This is a genomic window from Arthrobacter sp. GmRoot5-12, assembly GCF_059739365.1.
The window spans coordinates 4,097,610-4,112,861 of record NZ_AP046056.1 but is presented as its reverse complement, the minus strand read 5'-3'; the positions used below and the strand labels follow the sequence as shown (position 1 = coordinate 4,112,861).

Below are 15,252 nucleotides of genomic sequence, written 5' to 3'. Positions count from 1 at the left end.
CGGCATGGCTGACACATACGCACAACTGGTCAACAGCGGCGTAGGCCGCAACCTCGCAAAGAAACTCGGCCTTCCGCAGCCCGCTGTCCTGCGCCGCTACGAGCCGGGGCAGCCCCTGGTGACCGGGCCTGTCGTTGTCCTGGGCGACACCCCCGGCGCGGACAAACTTGCCGCCGAGCTGCTGTCCTGGGACCTCGATGTCAGGCGGCACGCCGTTCCGGCCGAAAAACTGGGTGCCATCATCCTGGTCCTCGATGAGCTCGGGCACCCGGCGGACCTGGAAAAGCCTGTGTTGGCGGCCGCGGGTTCCCTCCGCGACCTGCGGGCCGGGGGCCGGATCATCACCTTGTCCCGCCCGGCGGCGGAAGCTGCCACTCCCGACGCTGCAGCAGCACGCCAGGGGGTGGATGGCTTCCTGCGATCCCTTGCCAAGGAACTGCGTGCGGGAGCAACCGGAAATGGTGTGCTCCTCGCTGATGGCACCACTTCCACCAGCCCCAGCACGCTCGGTGCCATCACGTTCTTCCTCTCCGGCCGTTCAGCGTTCGTGGACGGACAGTTCCTCACGGTTTCAACGGAGGACGGCGCGCTGCCCGCCGACCCGGAAAAGCCACTTGCCGGAAAAGTGGCAGTAGTTACCGGCGCAGCCCGCGGCATCGGCGCGCAGATTGCCCGGACGCTGCACCGCGATGGTGCCACGCTGGTCCTGGTGGACATTCCGGCAGCGGGAGACCAGCTGGCGGCCGTAGCCAATGAGGTACGCGCGACGGCATTGCAGCTCGACATCACCGCAGCGGACGCGGGCCGGCGGATCATCGACCACGCCATACAGCGGTACGGACGTCTGGACATCGTGGTGCACAATGCCGGGGTTACGCGGGACAAGCTGCTGGCCAACATGGACCAGGCGCGGTGGAACCAGGTCATCAACATCAATATCGCCGCCCAACTCCGGATCAACGAGGCCCTGCTGGCCTCAGAACACTTCCGGTCTTCGCCGCGTATCGTTTCTGTTGCCTCCACCAGCGGCATCGCCGGGAACCGGGGACAAACCAACTACGCCGCATCCAAGGGGGGAGTTGTGGGAATGGTCCGTGCCAGCGCCCCGCTGCTCGCGTCCCGGAACGGCACCATCAATGCGGTGGCACCCGGATTCATCGAAACCGACATGACCGCGCGCATCCCCTTCGCCGTCCGTGAAGTGGCACGACGGTTGAACTCACTCCAGCAGGGCGGCCTGCCCTCCGACGTCGCCGAGACCATAGCGTTCCTCGCCAGCGACGCCGCAGGCGGAATCAACGGGGAGGTGCTGCGGGTGTGCGGGCAAAACCTGGTGGGGGCATGACGCTCGCACAGCCGGTGATCCTGGCCGAGATGCCGTCCTTGTCCAAGCTCTACGTCAACGCCGCCGCCCAGGCGGCACGGCGCAGGCTCCTGGGCACACATGACTCCGCCGTCCTCCCGGCCGAGAGCCATGAAGTCAGGGGGGTGGTGGTGGGGGTGGAAAACCTCACGGCCTACCAGCACCTGATCGGTGAGACGGCAAGCGATGTCCTGCCTGCCGGTTTCATCCACGCGATCGCATTCCCGCTGGCCATGAGCGTCCTTAACCGCGACGACTTCCCGCTGCCCCTGCTGGGCATGATCCACCTGCACAACAGCGTCGAACAAAGGTCCCCATTGGTCTTCACGGACGTTCTGGACATGACCGCTTGGGTGCAAAACCTCCGTGGGCACCGTTCCGGCACGCAGGTGGACGTGGTAGCGGAAGTGCGCCCTGCCGGCTCGCCGGATGTGCATTGGCGGGGCGTCTCCACTTACCTGGCCAAGGGAGTGTTCCTGCCCGGAATCGACAAACCTACTGCGCTGCCACCGAAGGCCGATTTCACGCCGCCGGACCCGACGGCCCTGTGGCACCTGGGCGTTGACACGGGGCGGGCCTACGCCGCGGTATCCGGGGATTTCAACCCGATCCACCTGAGCGTGCTGTCGGCAAAAGCGCTGGGCATGCGGCGTTCGATAGCACACGGGATGTACTTGGCCTCGCGTGCGCTCGCAGATGTCGGCCCTGCCCGCGGTGACTCCTTCACGTGGGACGTGGAGTTCGAGGCTCCGGTGTTCCTGCCCTCCCGGGTTGCCCTGGAAATCGCCACCGAACAAAGCGGATCAGGGGCATGGAAACACTCGCGCTTTGTCGCCTGGAGTCCCCGCTCCGGGCGCCGCCATTTCAGCGGGACGGTTGCCGCGCTCTAGCCAGCCCGGTTCCCGGCGCCAGGACTAGTCCTGCGGGCGGACTGCCCGCAGGATCCGGTGGAGGCTGAGGAGGACCGATTCGGAGGCAGGGACGGTGCCTTGGGTTGCCTCCCTGCCTGCAGCGGCCGCCATGCAGGCGTCCACCGCCTCTTTCGCGGCGGCGAAGCGGTGTTTCTGGGTCTGTTCGTCAGCTTCGCTGTAGGACGCCAGCAGCTCTCCGGTGGCCGTGATGGCGGCAGCAAGCGGTTCACTGTCCTGCAGGGGGATATCGTAGGGGGCGTCGCTTTCCCAGATGACGTCCGAGAGCACGTCCGTCATGTCCTGGATGTGGAAAGTGACCCGCTCCAGTTCCCGCAGGTCGCGGTAGTCCCTGTCCACGTCCCTGGGGTGCAGCTTCCGCCTGGGGTTGGCGCGGCGGCTGGCATCGGCTTCCTTGACCAGATGCCGCACCGATCGAGCTGCTTCGGCCAGTTCGTCCGACCGGCGCGCCCAGTCCTCGTGCTCCGGAGGCCACTTCTCGGTAATCGCCGCCCCCATGTCCGTAAGTTGCCGCCCAAGGGCGAGGCGAAGATCATCGAGGCTTGAAGCCGCTGCATCAAAGTGCAGCGGCGGGAAGATCAGAAAATTGACTGCGATCCCCACGCCCACGCCCGCACCCATCTGGACCAGGTAGCCAAAGGAGAAATCGTCCGCGTTGCTTCCGCCCACCAGCAGGACCAGCAGGGCCGCCGTCGGAATCCAGTCACGGCCCGAACCGATACCCGGCAAGCCGCCCAGGAGCACGCCGACTCCCATGAACAGGGCCACCGTCAACGGGGAGGGTTGGGCAAGGCTGACCAGAATGAAAGCAAGGCCGATTCCCATTGCCAGCCCGGCGAGGGCCTGCGCCCCCTGCTTCACTGAGCCCGCGACGTTGTGGTACATGGCCACCAGGGCCCCCAGCGGCGCATAGTACGCATAGTGCGAGGCCGCGCCCGGCATTAGCGGAGCGATGGCGAACGCCAGGCCCGCGGCAAGCGCGGCTTTGGCAGCCAACTGCAGGCGCTGCGCCGCAAAGGCAGCGGAGAGCCCCGCCACCGATTGTTTGAGAAGTTGGGTCCCCCGAGCCCACCGTGCATCCGGTCGTGCTTGAGTGTTGCCCATCCGGACCACAGTAGGGCCGGGCGCCCGTCAGGACAAGCCGGCTGCGGAACGCCGCACTTCGGCGGCCAGGCGATGCGCCCTTCCCGGCGTCCGGCCCTCCTCCTGGCGGCGTGGAATGTAGCCAAAGCCAAGCCCGTAGGCCGGATCCGCAAAACCGAGCGCCGCGTTGGCGCCCTCGTGTCCAAAGGCCCGGTGGCTGCCAAAGTTCCGGGAAGGGTGGGGCTTCATGAAGACGACCGCAAACGCGTTGTCCAGGCCGGAAGAGCGGTCCAGGCCCCACACCTGTTCCCGGGTCATGGCCTCCACCGTCCGGGCCGCCAGGAACGGTTTGTCCCCGTCGACGCCTGTGGTCGCAGCGGCGTACAACCGCGCCAGGCCCTCAGCGGAGCCCACACCGCCGGCGGCGGACATTCCGGCCGCCCGGACGGCGCGGATGTTCGGCAGTTCCATGACGGTGCTGACCGGCGCATTGCCGTTCATGCCTTCGAGGCTGAGTGGATCAACCCAGCCCTGGCCGGGATCTTCTTCATAGAGGACGTCCCTGTACCGTGGCTCCAGCTCCTCCGGGAGCCCCAGGAAGAAATCCACGTCCTGCGGTTGCCGGATCCTGCGGTCGTACATGGCCTGCAGCGACTCGCCCGCGACGCGGCGGCACAACTCCTCCATAAGGATTCCGATGGTCAGGGCGTGGTAGCCGAACTGCCGCCCGGGCTCCCAGGCGGGAGCGGCAGCGGCAAGGCGCGCCGCGGCCGCGGACGTGGTGAATTCATCCAGGCGGAATCCGCCCTCAACGCCCATCAGTCCTGCCTGATGCGACAGCGCTTCCCGGACCAGCAGCCTGTCCTTTCCGTGGCCACCGAATTCCGGCCAGTAATGGACCATTGCCTTGTCCAGGTCAAGGACGCCATCCTGGACCATCAGGGCGATGACCATGGCGGCAACGCCCTTGGAGCAGGAATAGGCCCCGGTCACGGTTTCCGAAGCCATGTCGGGGCCGCCCGTGAGGCGCACCACCGGCATCCCGTTGTGGTAGCAGGCGAGTTGTGCGCTGTACCGGGAGTCCTCAGCGAGGAACGACTCAAACAGGGCCAGGACGTTTTCGTACCCTGGCGCCACGGAACCAAGAGATGTCTGCATGCCCTCAGTGTAGGCAGGAAAGCGATTTCCTGGCCGAGGTTTGTTTAGCGCAACGCGCCGTGTCCCGGCGCAACCTCTTCGCCTGGCCGGACCGGCCCGGGCGGCGTGCCGTCTCCAAACGGCCGGCCCCCCAGCGATTCCCTGCCGTGGTCCTGCAGCCAACCGCCCAGGTCCGGACCGGCCGGAACAATGCCCGTGGGATTAATGTCCTCGTGCACGATGTAGTAGTGCTGCTTGATCTGCACAAAGTCGATAGTGTCCCCGAAACCCGGCGTCTGGAACAGGTCCCGTGCATAGCCCCACAGATGCGGCATCTCACTGAGTTTCTGCCGGTTGCACTTGAAGTGGCCGTGGTACACGGGGTCGAACCTGGCAAGCGTGGTGAACAGGCGCACATCCGCCTCGGTGATGGTGTCGCCCACCAGATAGCGCTGCCGGGACAGGCGGTCTTCAAGCCAGTCCAGCGCAGTCCACAGCCGGTCGTATGCCGAGTCATAGGCTTCCTGGGAACCGGCGAAACCGCAGCGGTAGACGCCGTTGTTGACTTCCGTGAAGACGCGCTTGTTTACCTGGTCGATTTCGTCGCGGAGGTGTCCAGGGTAGAGCAGCGGCGCACCTGCCCGGTGGAACTCCGTCCACTCGGTCGAGAAGTCGAGGGTGATCTGGGGGAAGTTGTTGGTCACGACTTCACCGCTGCGTACATCCACGATGGCAGGTACGGTAATTCCCCGCGGATAGCCGGGGAACCGTTTGAAGTAGGCCTCCTGGAGGCGCTCTATGCCGAGGACGGGGTCCACTCCGCCGGGATCCAGGTCGAACGTCCAGGAGCGAGCGTCGTGGGTAGGGCCGGGCTGGCCCAGGGAAATCGCTTCTTCCAGGCCCAGCAGCCTGCGGACAATGACGGTGCGGTTTGCCCACGGGCAGGCACGGGCGGCGATGAGGCGGTAGCGCCCGGCTTCCACCGGCCACCCCGGTTCGCCCTTGCTGCCGGGGGAGGCATCCCTGGTGATCCGGTCCTCGATGTAATTGGTGTCCCGGGTGAACTCCGTGCCGCCGGTCACATAGGCTCCACGGGTGCTGTGCGTTTCCTGGCTCATGCCACAAGCCTATGCGCCGGCTATCCGTTCCAGGCACCTTCCGCGAGGATCGCCGAGACGGGCTGCCAGGCAACCAGCCACGCTCCGGCAACCAGGAGGGTGAACAAAGCAATCCAGACTCCGGAGGGGACGGAGGTGGCGCGGTACAGAAGGTAGGCGTCGGAGCTGCCAAGGCTTCCGCGACGCCGGATGTGGACGTTCGTGAGTTTGAGCAGGTCACGGACAGCAGCCACCAGGAGTGCAAGACCGAAGATGACGGCCACATGCCCCACGACTGGCGCCGGTGCAAGGAAGGTAAGGGCAGCCGCGCCGGCGATGGCGGCGGCAGTGATGATGAAACCGGCAAGGTTGCGGAGGAAGATCAGCGACGCGGCCAGGACCAACAGGCTCACGGCCATGGCAGCCGGGCCCCACCCGCCAAGGCCGCAGCAGACGAAAGCGGCACCGACCATAGCCGGTACCGGATATCCCCAGAAGCAGGACCATGCTGCTGCAAGCCGGCTCCTGCTGTAAGTGGTGGTGGTTCCGGAATGGTCAAGCCTGAGGCGGATTCCCGACAGCCGCTGACCGGACGTCAAGGCCGCGAACGCGTGACCCAGCTCATGGGTGGTGGTAGCGAGGAGCCCGAAGTAGCGCCAGCTGCGGCGGGGTATGGACAGACCGATGGCTGCCGCCACGGACAACAGCATCTCGATCCAGGTGACGTTGGGTACGTTTGCCTGCGCGAACGCCGCACTGAAGGTGTTCCACAAGCTCGCGGAGCTGTCCAACATTGCCTCCTGGCTGCCGGTTGGCGTCGTAAATGTCCTACTCCAACGCTACGCACCCCAGCTGGGCGAAGGCTTAAAGTCGAAAGGCACGCCCGTTGCGGCGTGCCTTCGGCGTTGGTGGGAAGTGCGAATCGCTGCCCGAAAGGTTCCCGACTAGCCTTCGCACTCAGTGCAGTAGCTGTGGCCGTCTTTTTGACGGGCGATCTGGGACCGGTGGCGGACCAGGAAGCAGGAATAGCAGGTGAACTCATCCTCAGCCTGCGGGATGACCTGGACTACGAGCTCCTCAGCGACGAATTCGCCGCCAGGGACGCCGGCGCCGTCCAGTCCGTCAGCCTCGTCCAACTCCTGCACAACACTGCGGGCGTCGGGAGCATTTGCTGACTGGAGCTGCTCGAGTGAGTTGTCCTGCGATTCCTTGACGTCGGAACGCAGTTCATCGTAATCGGTTGCCACTTTAGGTGCTTCTCTTTTCTTTGATTGGCTGTCGGGTATGAAACGTACAGCATCGGGAGGGTATTCCCCAACAGTGAGCGTGAATCTGCCGCCTATTGGGTAAAGGTCCTAAGGAGCAGCCGCACGTTCCAGGAGCGCATTGCGGCCGCGTGGGCAGTGGGGGGACAGGGTACTGGTCCCCCTGCATGACGGAAGGGGCAGTGTGTGGAACAACTCACCGCAGAGTTCGGCGGTGCAGGACAAATCGGCGTGGGCGTCGGTCCTGTGCTGGAGAAGTTCACTGACGTGTCCAGGATTGTCATCCTGCGCGGCGGAGGATTGGGCGACCTGATTTTCGCCATCCCGGCCATGGCAGCACTGAAGGTGGCTTATCCGGGATCAACCATCACGCTGCTGGGAACACCAATCCACAAGGCGCTGCTGGAGGCGGTGAAAAGCCCCGTGGATGAGGTGGTGGTCCTGCCTTTCGCCGAAGGAGTCAGGCCTGGGCAGGAAGAGGCAGCTGAACTGGACCGTTTCTTTGCCGACATGCGGGGCCGCACCTTCGACCTGGCTGTCCAGCTTCATGGCGGCGGCCGCTATTCAAACCCCTTCCTGCTAAGGCTCGGCGCCCGTCATACCGTCGGGACCCGGACTGCCGATGCAGCCAGCCTCGAGCGCACCGTCCCCTACCTTTACTACCAGCACGAACCGCTCAGGGCTTTGGAAGTGGCCGGGTTCGCTGGTGCCTTCCCGGTCGATCTCGAAGCCCGGCTGGCGCCCGCCGGCGGGGGAGCCGCACACGAAGCCCTAGACGGCGCCGCCGGCCAGCCGCTGGTGGTGATCCATCCCGGCGCCACCGACCCCCGCCGTCGTTGGCCTGCTGACAAGTTCGCCGAACTTGCCGCTGCCTGCGCAGCGGACGGCTCGCGGGTGGTCATTATCGGTGACAGCAGCGAGCAGGACCTCGCGGAGGCGATCGCGGCCCGGGCCGGATCGGCGGCCGTCGATTCCGCAGCCGGCGCACTGGACATGGCAGGGCTTGTGGCCCTGCTGGCGGAAGCCGGCGTTGTGGTGGCAAACGACAGCGGTCCACGGCACCTTGCCCAGGCCCTGGGCGTCCCCACGGTCGGCATCTTTTGGGCCGGGAACGTGATCAACGCCGGAGCGCTGGGCAGGAGCCTGCACCGCGTGCATGCCTCCTGGGTGACAGCATGCCCCACGTGCGGGATAGACGTGACCCAGGTTGGCTGGACGGCACCCCGCTGCGCCCATGACGATTCTGCGGTAGCGGGCATCGGGGTGCCGGAGGTGTACGAGGATGTCCGCAGCCTCACCGCCACGGCCTACGCAAAGCAGGACGCATGAGCGGCACCGGGACGGCGGGCGTTGCCACCGATCCGCTTCCCGCTGACGGCAAACCGGAATTACTGGTCCTGCGCGCCCTGAAGCTTGGCGACCTGCTGGTGGCCGTACCTGCCCTGAAGGGTATCCGGCGGGCGTTTCCCGAACACCGGCTGCGCTATGCGGCGCAGGGATGGCTGGCAGAAGCTTTGGGGCTGGTGGGCGGTTATGAGCTGTTCCCTACGCATGGGCTGGACGAGCCGCTGGCGATGGAACCCGGCGTAGTGGACGTTGCCGTCAACCTGCACGGCAGCGGCCCGGAGAGCCAGGGAAGGATTGAGGCGCTGAAAGCCAGGCATACGGTTGGCCACCGAAGCGCCCACCGGGACGGCCCGCCGTGGCGGCCGGAACTGCACGAACGCGAACGCTGGGTAAAGCTCCTGGAGTGGCATGGCATCGACGCGGATCCACTGGACGTAAAGCTGAATACGCCGCACGTCCCCAGCCCCGTCCCCGGTGCGACAGTCCTGCATGTCGGGGCCGCCTATGGCAGCAGGCTGTGGCCGGCGGACCGCTTCGCGGCGGTGGCAGCGGCCCTCGCGGAAGCCGGCCACCAGGTGGTTTTCACCGGCGGCGCAGGGGAGAGGGAACGCGCTGACGAAGTGTGCCGCCTTGCGGGGCTCCCGGGGACCACCGTCTTGGCCGGCGTCCTGGGCCTCGGAGAGTTCGCGGCCACCATCGCCGCCGCACGCCTGGTGGTTTCCGCCGACACGGGCGCCGCCCACCTGGCATCCGCTTACGGCACTCCTTCCGTGGTGCTTTTTGGTCCGGCCCCACCCGAAATCTGGGGTCCGCCCCCGGGGCCCCATGTGGTCCTGACCCGCACGGAGCTGCGGCGCGGGGACACGTTCGCGGCGCAGCCGGACCCCGCGCTGCTGGCAATCCAGGTGCCCGACGTCATGGCTGCGGTCAGGGGGCTGGGCCTGCTGTAAGCGCTGCGGATTTGCGCCTCATAGTGTGGGTCTGCAGGGGTCGGCTTGGGTCCCGGGGGCCTAAAATTGTGGGCATGAGCACTGAGCTGGAAATTGCCTTGGTGTTGGGGACGGCGTTGTTGTGGGTCATCGTGGCGCTGACCATCCTGTCTGCCATTGACCGGCCCGAAAGGAAGGCGCGCCGGCAGGAACGGCGCGACCTCCGGACGGAGAAGCGGCGGATCGAGTATCGCCCCGTCGCAGCGGGTTCCCATCCCCAAGGACGGGACCGGCACTCGCGTAGGCTGCACCCGCATTGACGACGGCGGGACGTGCCCGGGTGCATCGGCGTGGAGCACCCGGCCGGCATACCGCACCGGGCCTGGCGCCCGCCGTCGTCCGTTGACGGTGTTGCGCTGCTGCCTGCCAGTCAAGTCTTGACGGGCTTCTTCGGAACCCTGACACTTTCCCGATGGGAGTAAGCGAAGAGTTGCGGGCACTGACTGACGTGGTGGACCGGCTTGCGGCAAGGTTTCCCGCACTGCCCCGCGAACGCATCGAGGATGTGGTGCAGCAGGAGCACAGCCTGCTGGATGCAGGCAGGGTCCGCGCGTTCGTACCGGTCCTGGTTGAACATGCTGCCAGGGACCGCCTGGCCAGGTGAGGCCCAGGGGCTTTTCAGGGTGCCGGCGTGACGTCGATAAGCACTTTTCCGATGGTTCCCTGTTCCACGGCATCGTGGGCCGCCGCAGTGTCCTCAAGGGTGAACCGGGTAAGAGGCAGGCCATGTTCCTCGCCCACCCGAAGGGCACCTGCCGCGAGTGCCGCGGCAACGCCGGCTACCGCGTTCTCTTTCTGCCCGTCCGTGACCGTGTAGGTGAGGATGAATTGGTAGCGGACGTTCTTGGTCATGCTTTCGCGGATCGGAACCGTGAGCGATTCTCCGGGGTTGGCCGCGTAAATCGAGATGGTCCCGCCAGTCTTGAGAACGTGCAGGTCGGCATCGATGTTCGCCGGCGCGTTGACGTCCACGATGATGTCCACCCCACCGGGCGCTGCCTCCTGAACGGCGCGGACGACGTCGTCCTTCCGATAGTTGATGACCGTCCCGGCGCCTGCGCGGCGGGCGAGTTCGGCTTTCCGTTCTCCGCTGACGGTTGTGATGACGGTAGCACCGGCCCACCGCGCCAGCTGGATGGCAGCATGGCCCACGGCGCCTGCACCGCCGGTGACCAGCACGGTTCGACCCGCCAGGGCGCCGGGCGAGAGCCTGGCCGGACCGTCCTCATTCGATGTCAGGGCACGGTGGGCCGTGAGGGCCGGAATCCCGAGCGAGGCGCCGGTGTCAAAGGATTCGGCGTCGGGAAGTGCCACAACTTTGTGGGCCGGCACCACGACGTACTCCTGCGCCGTACCTTCGTTGCTGCCCCACGCCACGTCCCAGAGCCAGACACGGTCGCCGTGGCTGAAACCCGCCACCTCTGCGCCCACTTGGTCGATAACGCCGGCTCCGTCCTGGTTGGGAACCTTGGTGACGTCCAGTTTCCTGCCACCCGTTCCGGTACGAGACTTCCAGTCCGTGGGGTTCACGCCGGACACCACCAGCCGGACCCGGACCTCACCGGGACCTGGCTCCGTCAATGGCCTGTCCTGGAGCTGCAGCACCGAGGAGGGACCCGTTGCCTGGTACACGATTGCCTTCACGTCTTCTCCCATGTCCGGATGCTCATCCCTTACCGCTCCAACCTAACCGCTAGAAGCGGTCCGTGCCGCGGAGACCCCGGGGGCGGCCGTCCGGATCGACGATGAAGCGGTAGACCGGATCCGCCCAGAGGCGATGGAGTGGCCGGACGGGTTGCGTGGCATGGTGGCGCACCTGCCCTGGCGGTCGGGGCGTACTGCGGCCGGCCCGGTGCCACTGGTCCAGGGCATCGGCGGTGCTGTTCCACAGCTCCAGTCCTGCGGTGGTGGCCTGGAGCTGTGGGTCGTCCAGCTCCAGGCCCAGGTGTTCGGCCCAGAGCTGGAGCCTCAGCTCCGTGGCGAGTGGCCGGGTGGGCAGGGTGCCGGAGCCTGCAGGCAGCATGCCGTCGGCGGATGCGTCCATCACGGCGCAGGTGAGCTCACTGTCAGTGGTCCAGGAGCGCCGGTTGAAGTTGTCTGATCCGCAGGTGAACCAGGTGTCGTCGATGATGCAGATCTTGGCGTGGACGTAAATCGGGGTTCCCTGGCTGTTTTCCAGGTCGAATATGCCCACCCTGTCCGGCGCGGCCCGGCGGAGCATGCCGATGGCGCGCAGTTGCCCCAAGCGCTTGGGCGGTCCACTGAGAAAGCCATCAGTGTCGGGGTACCTGGGAACCACGATGATCACGTTCAGCCCGGGGTTGTGTTGCAGGGCGGCTGCGATCCCCGCTGCCACCTCTGTTGACCACAGATACTGGTCCTCGATGTAGATGAGCGAACGGGCCTGGGCGAACGCCTTTGCATAAGCCTTCGCTATGGTCCGTTCTCCGTGTGGGGCGAAGGGGAATGGCGGATGCTTCAGGCCGTAAGTGCGCAGCAGCTGCACGGCGTGCGGGCCTGCCGGAGGTGGGGGAGGAGCGGACTCGGGGAGCGGCTTGGGGTGCCTGGGCATCCGGGCCAGGCGCTGCAACAGCATCCGGTACGGGGTCCGCCGGTCCAGCGGGTGGGGATCGTTCCACCGTTCAGCGAATACGGCCAGCACATCTGCAACGACCGGGCCGCGCAGCTCAAGGGCGGCGTCGTGCCATGGGGGCCTCTGCCCGTAACGGGAATCCATCTCCACTGCCTGGGGGTCTCCCGCATGGCCGGCGTCATCACGGCGGCTGTGTGAGAGGTCCAGTCCCCCCACGAACGCCACATCGAGGGAAGGATCGGTACGCCGGCGGATGACCACCAGTTTTTGATGGTGCGAGCCGAAGAGGCGGACGCGCTGATCCAACAGTGCCTCCCCGCCGGAGTCGTTGATCTTCCGGCTGAGAAGTTCGTTGGAGCGGCCACTGATAGGGGCCGACACGCGCTCACCATGGGATCTCCAGACGAGGCCCCGTACCTCCACGCCGGACCGGGCCAGCCCGGCGAGCTTCGCGCCAATGGTCGTACCGTTCGCCTCCAACTGCTCATCGGCATCGCCACGCCAGTCGGTGAACCATACCTGGTCTCCCGCCTGCAGCGCAGACAGCTCCTCATGCAGCCTGGAGAAGTATGTTGCTCCGTGAATCAGGGGACGTACCAGGTTTCCTTCAGACCAGGGGCCGGATTCCGTACCAGCCCCTTGGACGTCGGAGGCAGGGTTTCCCCGCTCAGCCTGATTCAGAAACCACTTGCCAACCATGCTGTCCACGTGGCGCTCCTTCCGGGGCCCGGGGGCAGGCCACTGCGTTTCCAAACTAACCTACGCCCGTGCGTTTACCTCCGCCCCGTGCAGACGGCTCCAGACAGATTGAAACCAGCAACGCTCCACTGCCACGTCGGGAATAGGCTTGGGCAAGATCCTCCCTGCTGCAGTCCACTCGGCGGCGGCAAGCACCGGCGCGATGCGCAGGGCGGGATAAGGCCGCTCCAAGAGCCACGCCGTACCTACAGCTCAATCACCAACCAGCTCCATAACCAACGAAGGAATGAGTCAGGTCCATGTCACTGAAGGAAAAACTGAAGGGCGATGTCATCGTCCACATGAAGGCCGGCAACAAGCTGGGCCTGACCACTGTGCGCAACGTCCTGGGCGAAATCGAAACGCGGGAGAAGTCCGGCAAGACGCCGGTCGAGCTCGACGACCTGCAGGTCACGGCGCTGCTGCAAAAGGAAGCGGCCAAGCGCCGGGACACCGCCGCCACGTATTCGGCGGCCGGTCACGATGACCGGGCGCAGGCAGAGATCGCCGAGGCTGAGGTCATTGAGGCCTACCTGCCCAAAGCGCTGACCCGCCAGGAAGCCGAAGCCATAGTGGACGAGGTTATCGCCGGCCTGAAGGCGGACGGAACCGAACTGACGATGCGTTCCATGGGCACAGTGATGAAATCAGTAACCCCCAAAATCGGCGGCCGCTTCGACGGCAAGGCCATCAGCGAGATCGTGAAGGCCCGTTTGGCGTGATGGCATTCCCCTGGGCGTTTCCCCGAACGGCCTGCCGTCCCTGGAAAGTCATCGGGCGCCGCGTTGGGTTACAGCGCGCGCCTGACGTCCTGCAGGGGGTATGGGCCGGCGGCGGTTGGGGGGCGGCATCCGGTCTCAGAGATGCCATGGCCGCCGGCCCTGTCCCCATGTATAAGACCCTGCCCCAGCGGCAGGATCTTGTCCTTAACGGTAAAACCCGTTCCTAAATGACAGCCCACGTTGGCCGCAAGTTTCGCTCAAGACTGGCACGCAGTAGCCGCCGCGGTTATAACTTCCGGAACGCCCCTGCGCGCTCAGTGCGGCAAACGCCTTCGGCCCGAAGCTCCGGCCCGGAATCAGCACAAAGAAAAACACCCCGGTCCGAAGACCAGGGTGTTTACGGTGGTGACTCTACTCACCACTCTTGTGCGCGGAGGGGGACTTGAACCCCCACCCCCTTTCGAGGACTAGCACCTCAAGCTAGCGCGTCTGCCATTCCGCCACCCGCGCAGGTGGTATTCCGGGAAGCGTGTGCGCTTTTCAGCGTTTCGCGCCTCTCCGAAGCAGCGAGAAAAACTCTAACATGACTTTCCGGGAACAACGAATCGAGCCAAGTAGGTAGGCTGAGGGCAGCGATTCAGCTCGTGCCAACCAGTCCTTCCCTACCAAGGAGCCACCAATGCCTGACGTCCTGCCCGAGGATGAAGTTGTCCGGATCTGCCAGGAACTCATCCGGATCGACACCTCCAACTACGGCGACGGGTCAGGACTTGGGGAGCGGGCGGCAGCAGAGTATGCGGCAGGCCTTATCGAGGAAGTGGGCCTGGAGGCGGAGATCTTCGAATCCGCCCCTGGCCGCGCCAACGTCGTGACCAGGATGGCAGGGGAGGACCCTTCCGCCAGCGCCCTGGTGGTCCACGGCCACCTGGACGTGGTCCCCGCCCTGCGTGACCAGTGGTCTGTGGACCCGTTCGGCGCGGAACTGAAGGATGGCCTGATCTGGGGCCGCGGCGCCGTCGACATGAAGGACATGGACGCCATGATTCTTTCTGTGCTGCGGGGTTTTGCCCGGGAGGGCAGGAAACCCAAACGGGACATCATCTTCGCGTTCTTCGCTGACGAGGAAGCCGGCGGCGTCTATGGCGCACGTTATGCCGTGGACAACCGCCCGGAACTTTTCGAGGGCGCCACGGAGGCCATTTCGGAGGTGGGTGGCTTCTCGGCAACAATCGGCGGCCAGCGGACCTACTTGCTGCAGACGGCGGAGAAGGGCATCTCGTGGCTGCGGCTGGTGGCCCACGGCCGGGCCGGCCACGGCTCGCAGATCAACACGGACAACGCTGTCACGCGCCTCGCCGCCGCCGTAACCCGCATCGGCGAATACAAGTGGCCCATTGAACTCACGCCCACCACCCGCCAGTTCCTTGATGGAGTGACCGAACTCACCGGCGTGGAGTTCGACGCCGACAACCCGGAGCTCTTGCTCAACCAGCTTGGCACCGTGGCCCGGTTCGTCGGCGCCACCTTGCAGAACACCACCAACCCCACGCTCCTCAAGGGTGGTTACAAGCACAACGTCATCCCCGAGTCTGCCGAGGCCCTGGTTGACTGCCGTACGCTGCCGGGCCAGGAGCAGCAGGTCCTTGAGATCGTGCGCGAGCTTGCCGGCAGTGGAGTGGACGTCAGCTACGTCCACAACGACGTCTCGCTGGAGGTCCCGTTCGCCGGCAACCTGGTGGACTCGATGATTGATGCCCTCCACAAGGAGGACCCCGGTGCAAAAGTGCTGCCCTACACACTGTCCGGCGGCACGGACAACAAGTCGCTCAGCCGCCTGGGCATCACCGGCTACGGCTTCGCGCCCCTGATGCTCCCCGAGGAGCTGGACTTCACCGGCATGTTCCATGGCGTGGACGAACGTGTGCCGGCGGACTCCCTCAAGTTCGGTGCCCGGGTGCTGAACACCCTGCTCACCAACTACTGAGGGGA

The 15,252-nt window shown here is 65.8% G+C and carries 15 protein-coding genes and 1 tRNA gene; 8 read left to right on the top strand and 8 right to left on the bottom strand.

The window, feature by feature from the left end:
• Positions 1-4 precede the first annotated feature (4 nt).
• Both AC6JAM_RS19105 and AC6JAM_RS19100 read left to right on the top strand, forming a co-directional pair.
• On the top strand, positions 5-1,345 hold the full coding sequence (locus tag AC6JAM_RS19105; RefSeq protein WP_497935557.1) for a 3-oxoacyl-ACP reductase: 1,341 nt from the start codon (positions 5-7) through the stop codon (positions 1,343-1,345).
• Positions 1,342-2,253 (top strand): MaoC family dehydratase, encoded by a 912-nt coding sequence (locus tag AC6JAM_RS19100; protein WP_018771144.1) that lies wholly within the window; start codon positions 1,342-1,344, stop codon positions 2,251-2,253. The genes AC6JAM_RS19105 and AC6JAM_RS19100 overlap by 4 nt, the downstream gene beginning before the upstream one ends.
• 24 nt (positions 2,254-2,277) lie before the next feature.
• Here AC6JAM_RS19100 and AC6JAM_RS19095 read toward each other — a convergent pair whose 3' ends face one another.
• From AC6JAM_RS19095 to AC6JAM_RS19075, 5 genes are all read right to left on the bottom strand, one after another.
• The gene (locus AC6JAM_RS19095) at positions 2,278-3,330 is read right to left on the bottom strand and encodes an FUSC family protein (RefSeq protein WP_018771143.1); all 1,053 of its coding nucleotides are present in this window, start codon (positions 3,328-3,330) and stop codon (positions 2,278-2,280) included.
• Between the two features lie 93 nt (positions 3,331-3,423).
• Positions 3,424-4,533: a serine hydrolase domain-containing protein gene (locus AC6JAM_RS19090; protein WP_497935554.1), complete on the bottom strand. Its 1,110-nt coding sequence runs from the start codon at positions 4,531-4,533 to the stop codon at positions 3,424-3,426.
• Between the two features lie 44 nt (positions 4,534-4,577).
• A complete protein-coding gene (locus AC6JAM_RS19085; RefSeq protein ID WP_056390326.1) occupies positions 4,578-5,630 on the bottom strand; it encodes a glutathione S-transferase family protein in 1,053 nt (350 codons plus the stop codon).
• Between the two features lie 20 nt (positions 5,631-5,650).
• Complete coding sequence (locus AC6JAM_RS19080; protein ID WP_144599734.1) at positions 5,651-6,403, bottom strand: M50 family metallopeptidase; 753 nt, start codon at positions 6,401-6,403, stop codon at positions 5,651-5,653.
• A gap of 150 nt (positions 6,404-6,553) precedes the next feature.
• On the bottom strand, positions 6,554-6,856 hold the full coding sequence (locus AC6JAM_RS19075) for a DUF4193 domain-containing protein (protein ID WP_018761323.1): 303 nt from the start codon (positions 6,854-6,856) through the stop codon (positions 6,554-6,556).
• Positions 6,857-7,060: 204 nt separating this feature from the next.
• Between AC6JAM_RS19075 and AC6JAM_RS19070 the strand changes: the two genes are divergently transcribed.
• From AC6JAM_RS19070 to AC6JAM_RS19055, 4 genes are all read left to right on the top strand, one after another.
• Complete coding sequence (locus tag AC6JAM_RS19070) at positions 7,061-8,203, top strand: glycosyltransferase family 9 protein (RefSeq protein WP_134164742.1); 1,143 nt, start codon at positions 7,061-7,063, stop codon at positions 8,201-8,203.
• Positions 8,200-9,171, top strand: coding sequence for a glycosyltransferase family 9 protein (locus AC6JAM_RS19065; RefSeq protein WP_134164741.1), 972 nt, complete (start codon positions 8,200-8,202; stop codon positions 9,169-9,171). The genes AC6JAM_RS19070 and AC6JAM_RS19065 overlap by 4 nt, the downstream gene beginning before the upstream one ends.
• Before the next feature lie 74 nt (positions 9,172-9,245).
• The gene (locus AC6JAM_RS19060) at positions 9,246-9,470 is read left to right on the top strand and encodes a hypothetical protein (protein WP_018771137.1); all 225 of its coding nucleotides are present in this window, start codon (positions 9,246-9,248) and stop codon (positions 9,468-9,470) included.
• A gap of 152 nt (positions 9,471-9,622) precedes the next feature.
• Positions 9,623-9,814: a three-helix bundle dimerization domain-containing protein gene (locus AC6JAM_RS19055; protein WP_018771136.1), complete on the top strand. Its 192-nt coding sequence runs from the start codon at positions 9,623-9,625 to the stop codon at positions 9,812-9,814.
• 14 nt (positions 9,815-9,828) lie between these two features.
• Here AC6JAM_RS19055 and AC6JAM_RS19050 read toward each other — a convergent pair whose 3' ends face one another.
• Positions 9,829-10,854 (bottom strand): NADPH:quinone reductase, encoded by a 1,026-nt coding sequence (locus AC6JAM_RS19050; protein WP_056390820.1) that lies wholly within the window; start codon positions 10,852-10,854, stop codon positions 9,829-9,831.
• Positions 10,855-10,903: 49 nt separating this feature from the next.
• The gene (locus AC6JAM_RS19045; protein ID WP_056390822.1) at positions 10,904-12,502 is read right to left on the bottom strand and encodes a phospholipase D family protein; all 1,599 of its coding nucleotides are present in this window, start codon (positions 12,500-12,502) and stop codon (positions 10,904-10,906) included.
• A gap of 299 nt (positions 12,503-12,801) precedes the next feature.
• On the opposite strand from AC6JAM_RS19045, the gene AC6JAM_RS19040 reads away from it, so the two are divergent.
• A complete protein-coding gene (locus AC6JAM_RS19040) occupies positions 12,802-13,263 on the top strand; it encodes a GatB/YqeY domain-containing protein (RefSeq protein ID WP_056390337.1) in 462 nt (153 codons plus the stop codon).
• A gap of 427 nt (positions 13,264-13,690) precedes the next feature.
• Here the strand turns inward: AC6JAM_RS19040 and AC6JAM_RS19035 are convergent.
• A tRNA-Leu gene (locus AC6JAM_RS19035) sits at positions 13,691-13,773 on the bottom strand.
• Positions 13,774-13,942: 169 nt separating this feature from the next.
• Here AC6JAM_RS19035 and AC6JAM_RS19030 point away from each other — a divergent pair.
• Complete coding sequence (locus AC6JAM_RS19030; protein WP_377204820.1) at positions 13,943-15,247, top strand: M20/M25/M40 family metallo-hydrolase; 1,305 nt, start codon at positions 13,943-13,945, stop codon at positions 15,245-15,247.
• Positions 15,248-15,252: the final 5 nt, after the last annotated feature.

Bases quoted from the DNA above. Each gene is read 5' to 3' on its own strand.
- AC6JAM_RS19105 (WP_497935557.1), top strand. From the start codon at position 5: ATGGCTGACACATACGCACAACTGGTCAACAGCGGCGTAGGCCGCAAC.
- AC6JAM_RS19100 (WP_018771144.1), top strand. From the start codon at position 1,342: ATGACGCTCGCACAGCCGGTGATCCTGGCCGAGATGCCGTCCTTGTCC.
- AC6JAM_RS19090 (WP_497935554.1), bottom strand. From the start codon at position 4,533: ATGCAGACATCTCTTGGTTCCGTGGCGCCAGGGTACGAAAACGTCCTG.
- AC6JAM_RS19085 (WP_056390326.1), bottom strand. From the start codon at position 5,630: ATGAGCCAGGAAACGCACAGCACCCGTGGAGCCTATGTGACCGGCGGC.
- AC6JAM_RS19080 (WP_144599734.1), bottom strand. From the start codon at position 6,403: ATGTTGGACAGCTCCGCGAGCTTGTGGAACACCTTCAGTGCGGCGTTC.
- AC6JAM_RS19065 (WP_134164741.1), top strand. From the start codon at position 8,200: ATGAGCGGCACCGGGACGGCGGGCGTTGCCACCGATCCGCTTCCCGCT.
- AC6JAM_RS19060 (WP_018771137.1), top strand. From the start codon at position 9,246: ATGAGCACTGAGCTGGAAATTGCCTTGGTGTTGGGGACGGCGTTGTTG.
- AC6JAM_RS19055 (WP_018771136.1), top strand. From the start codon at position 9,623: ATGGGAGTAAGCGAAGAGTTGCGGGCACTGACTGACGTGGTGGACCGG.
- AC6JAM_RS19045 (WP_056390822.1), bottom strand. From the start codon at position 12,502: ATGGTTGGCAAGTGGTTTCTGAATCAGGCTGAGCGGGGAAACCCTGCC.
- AC6JAM_RS19040 (WP_056390337.1), top strand. From the start codon at position 12,802: ATGTCACTGAAGGAAAAACTGAAGGGCGATGTCATCGTCCACATGAAG.
- AC6JAM_RS19030 (WP_377204820.1), top strand. From the start codon at position 13,943: ATGCCTGACGTCCTGCCCGAGGATGAAGTTGTCCGGATCTGCCAGGAA.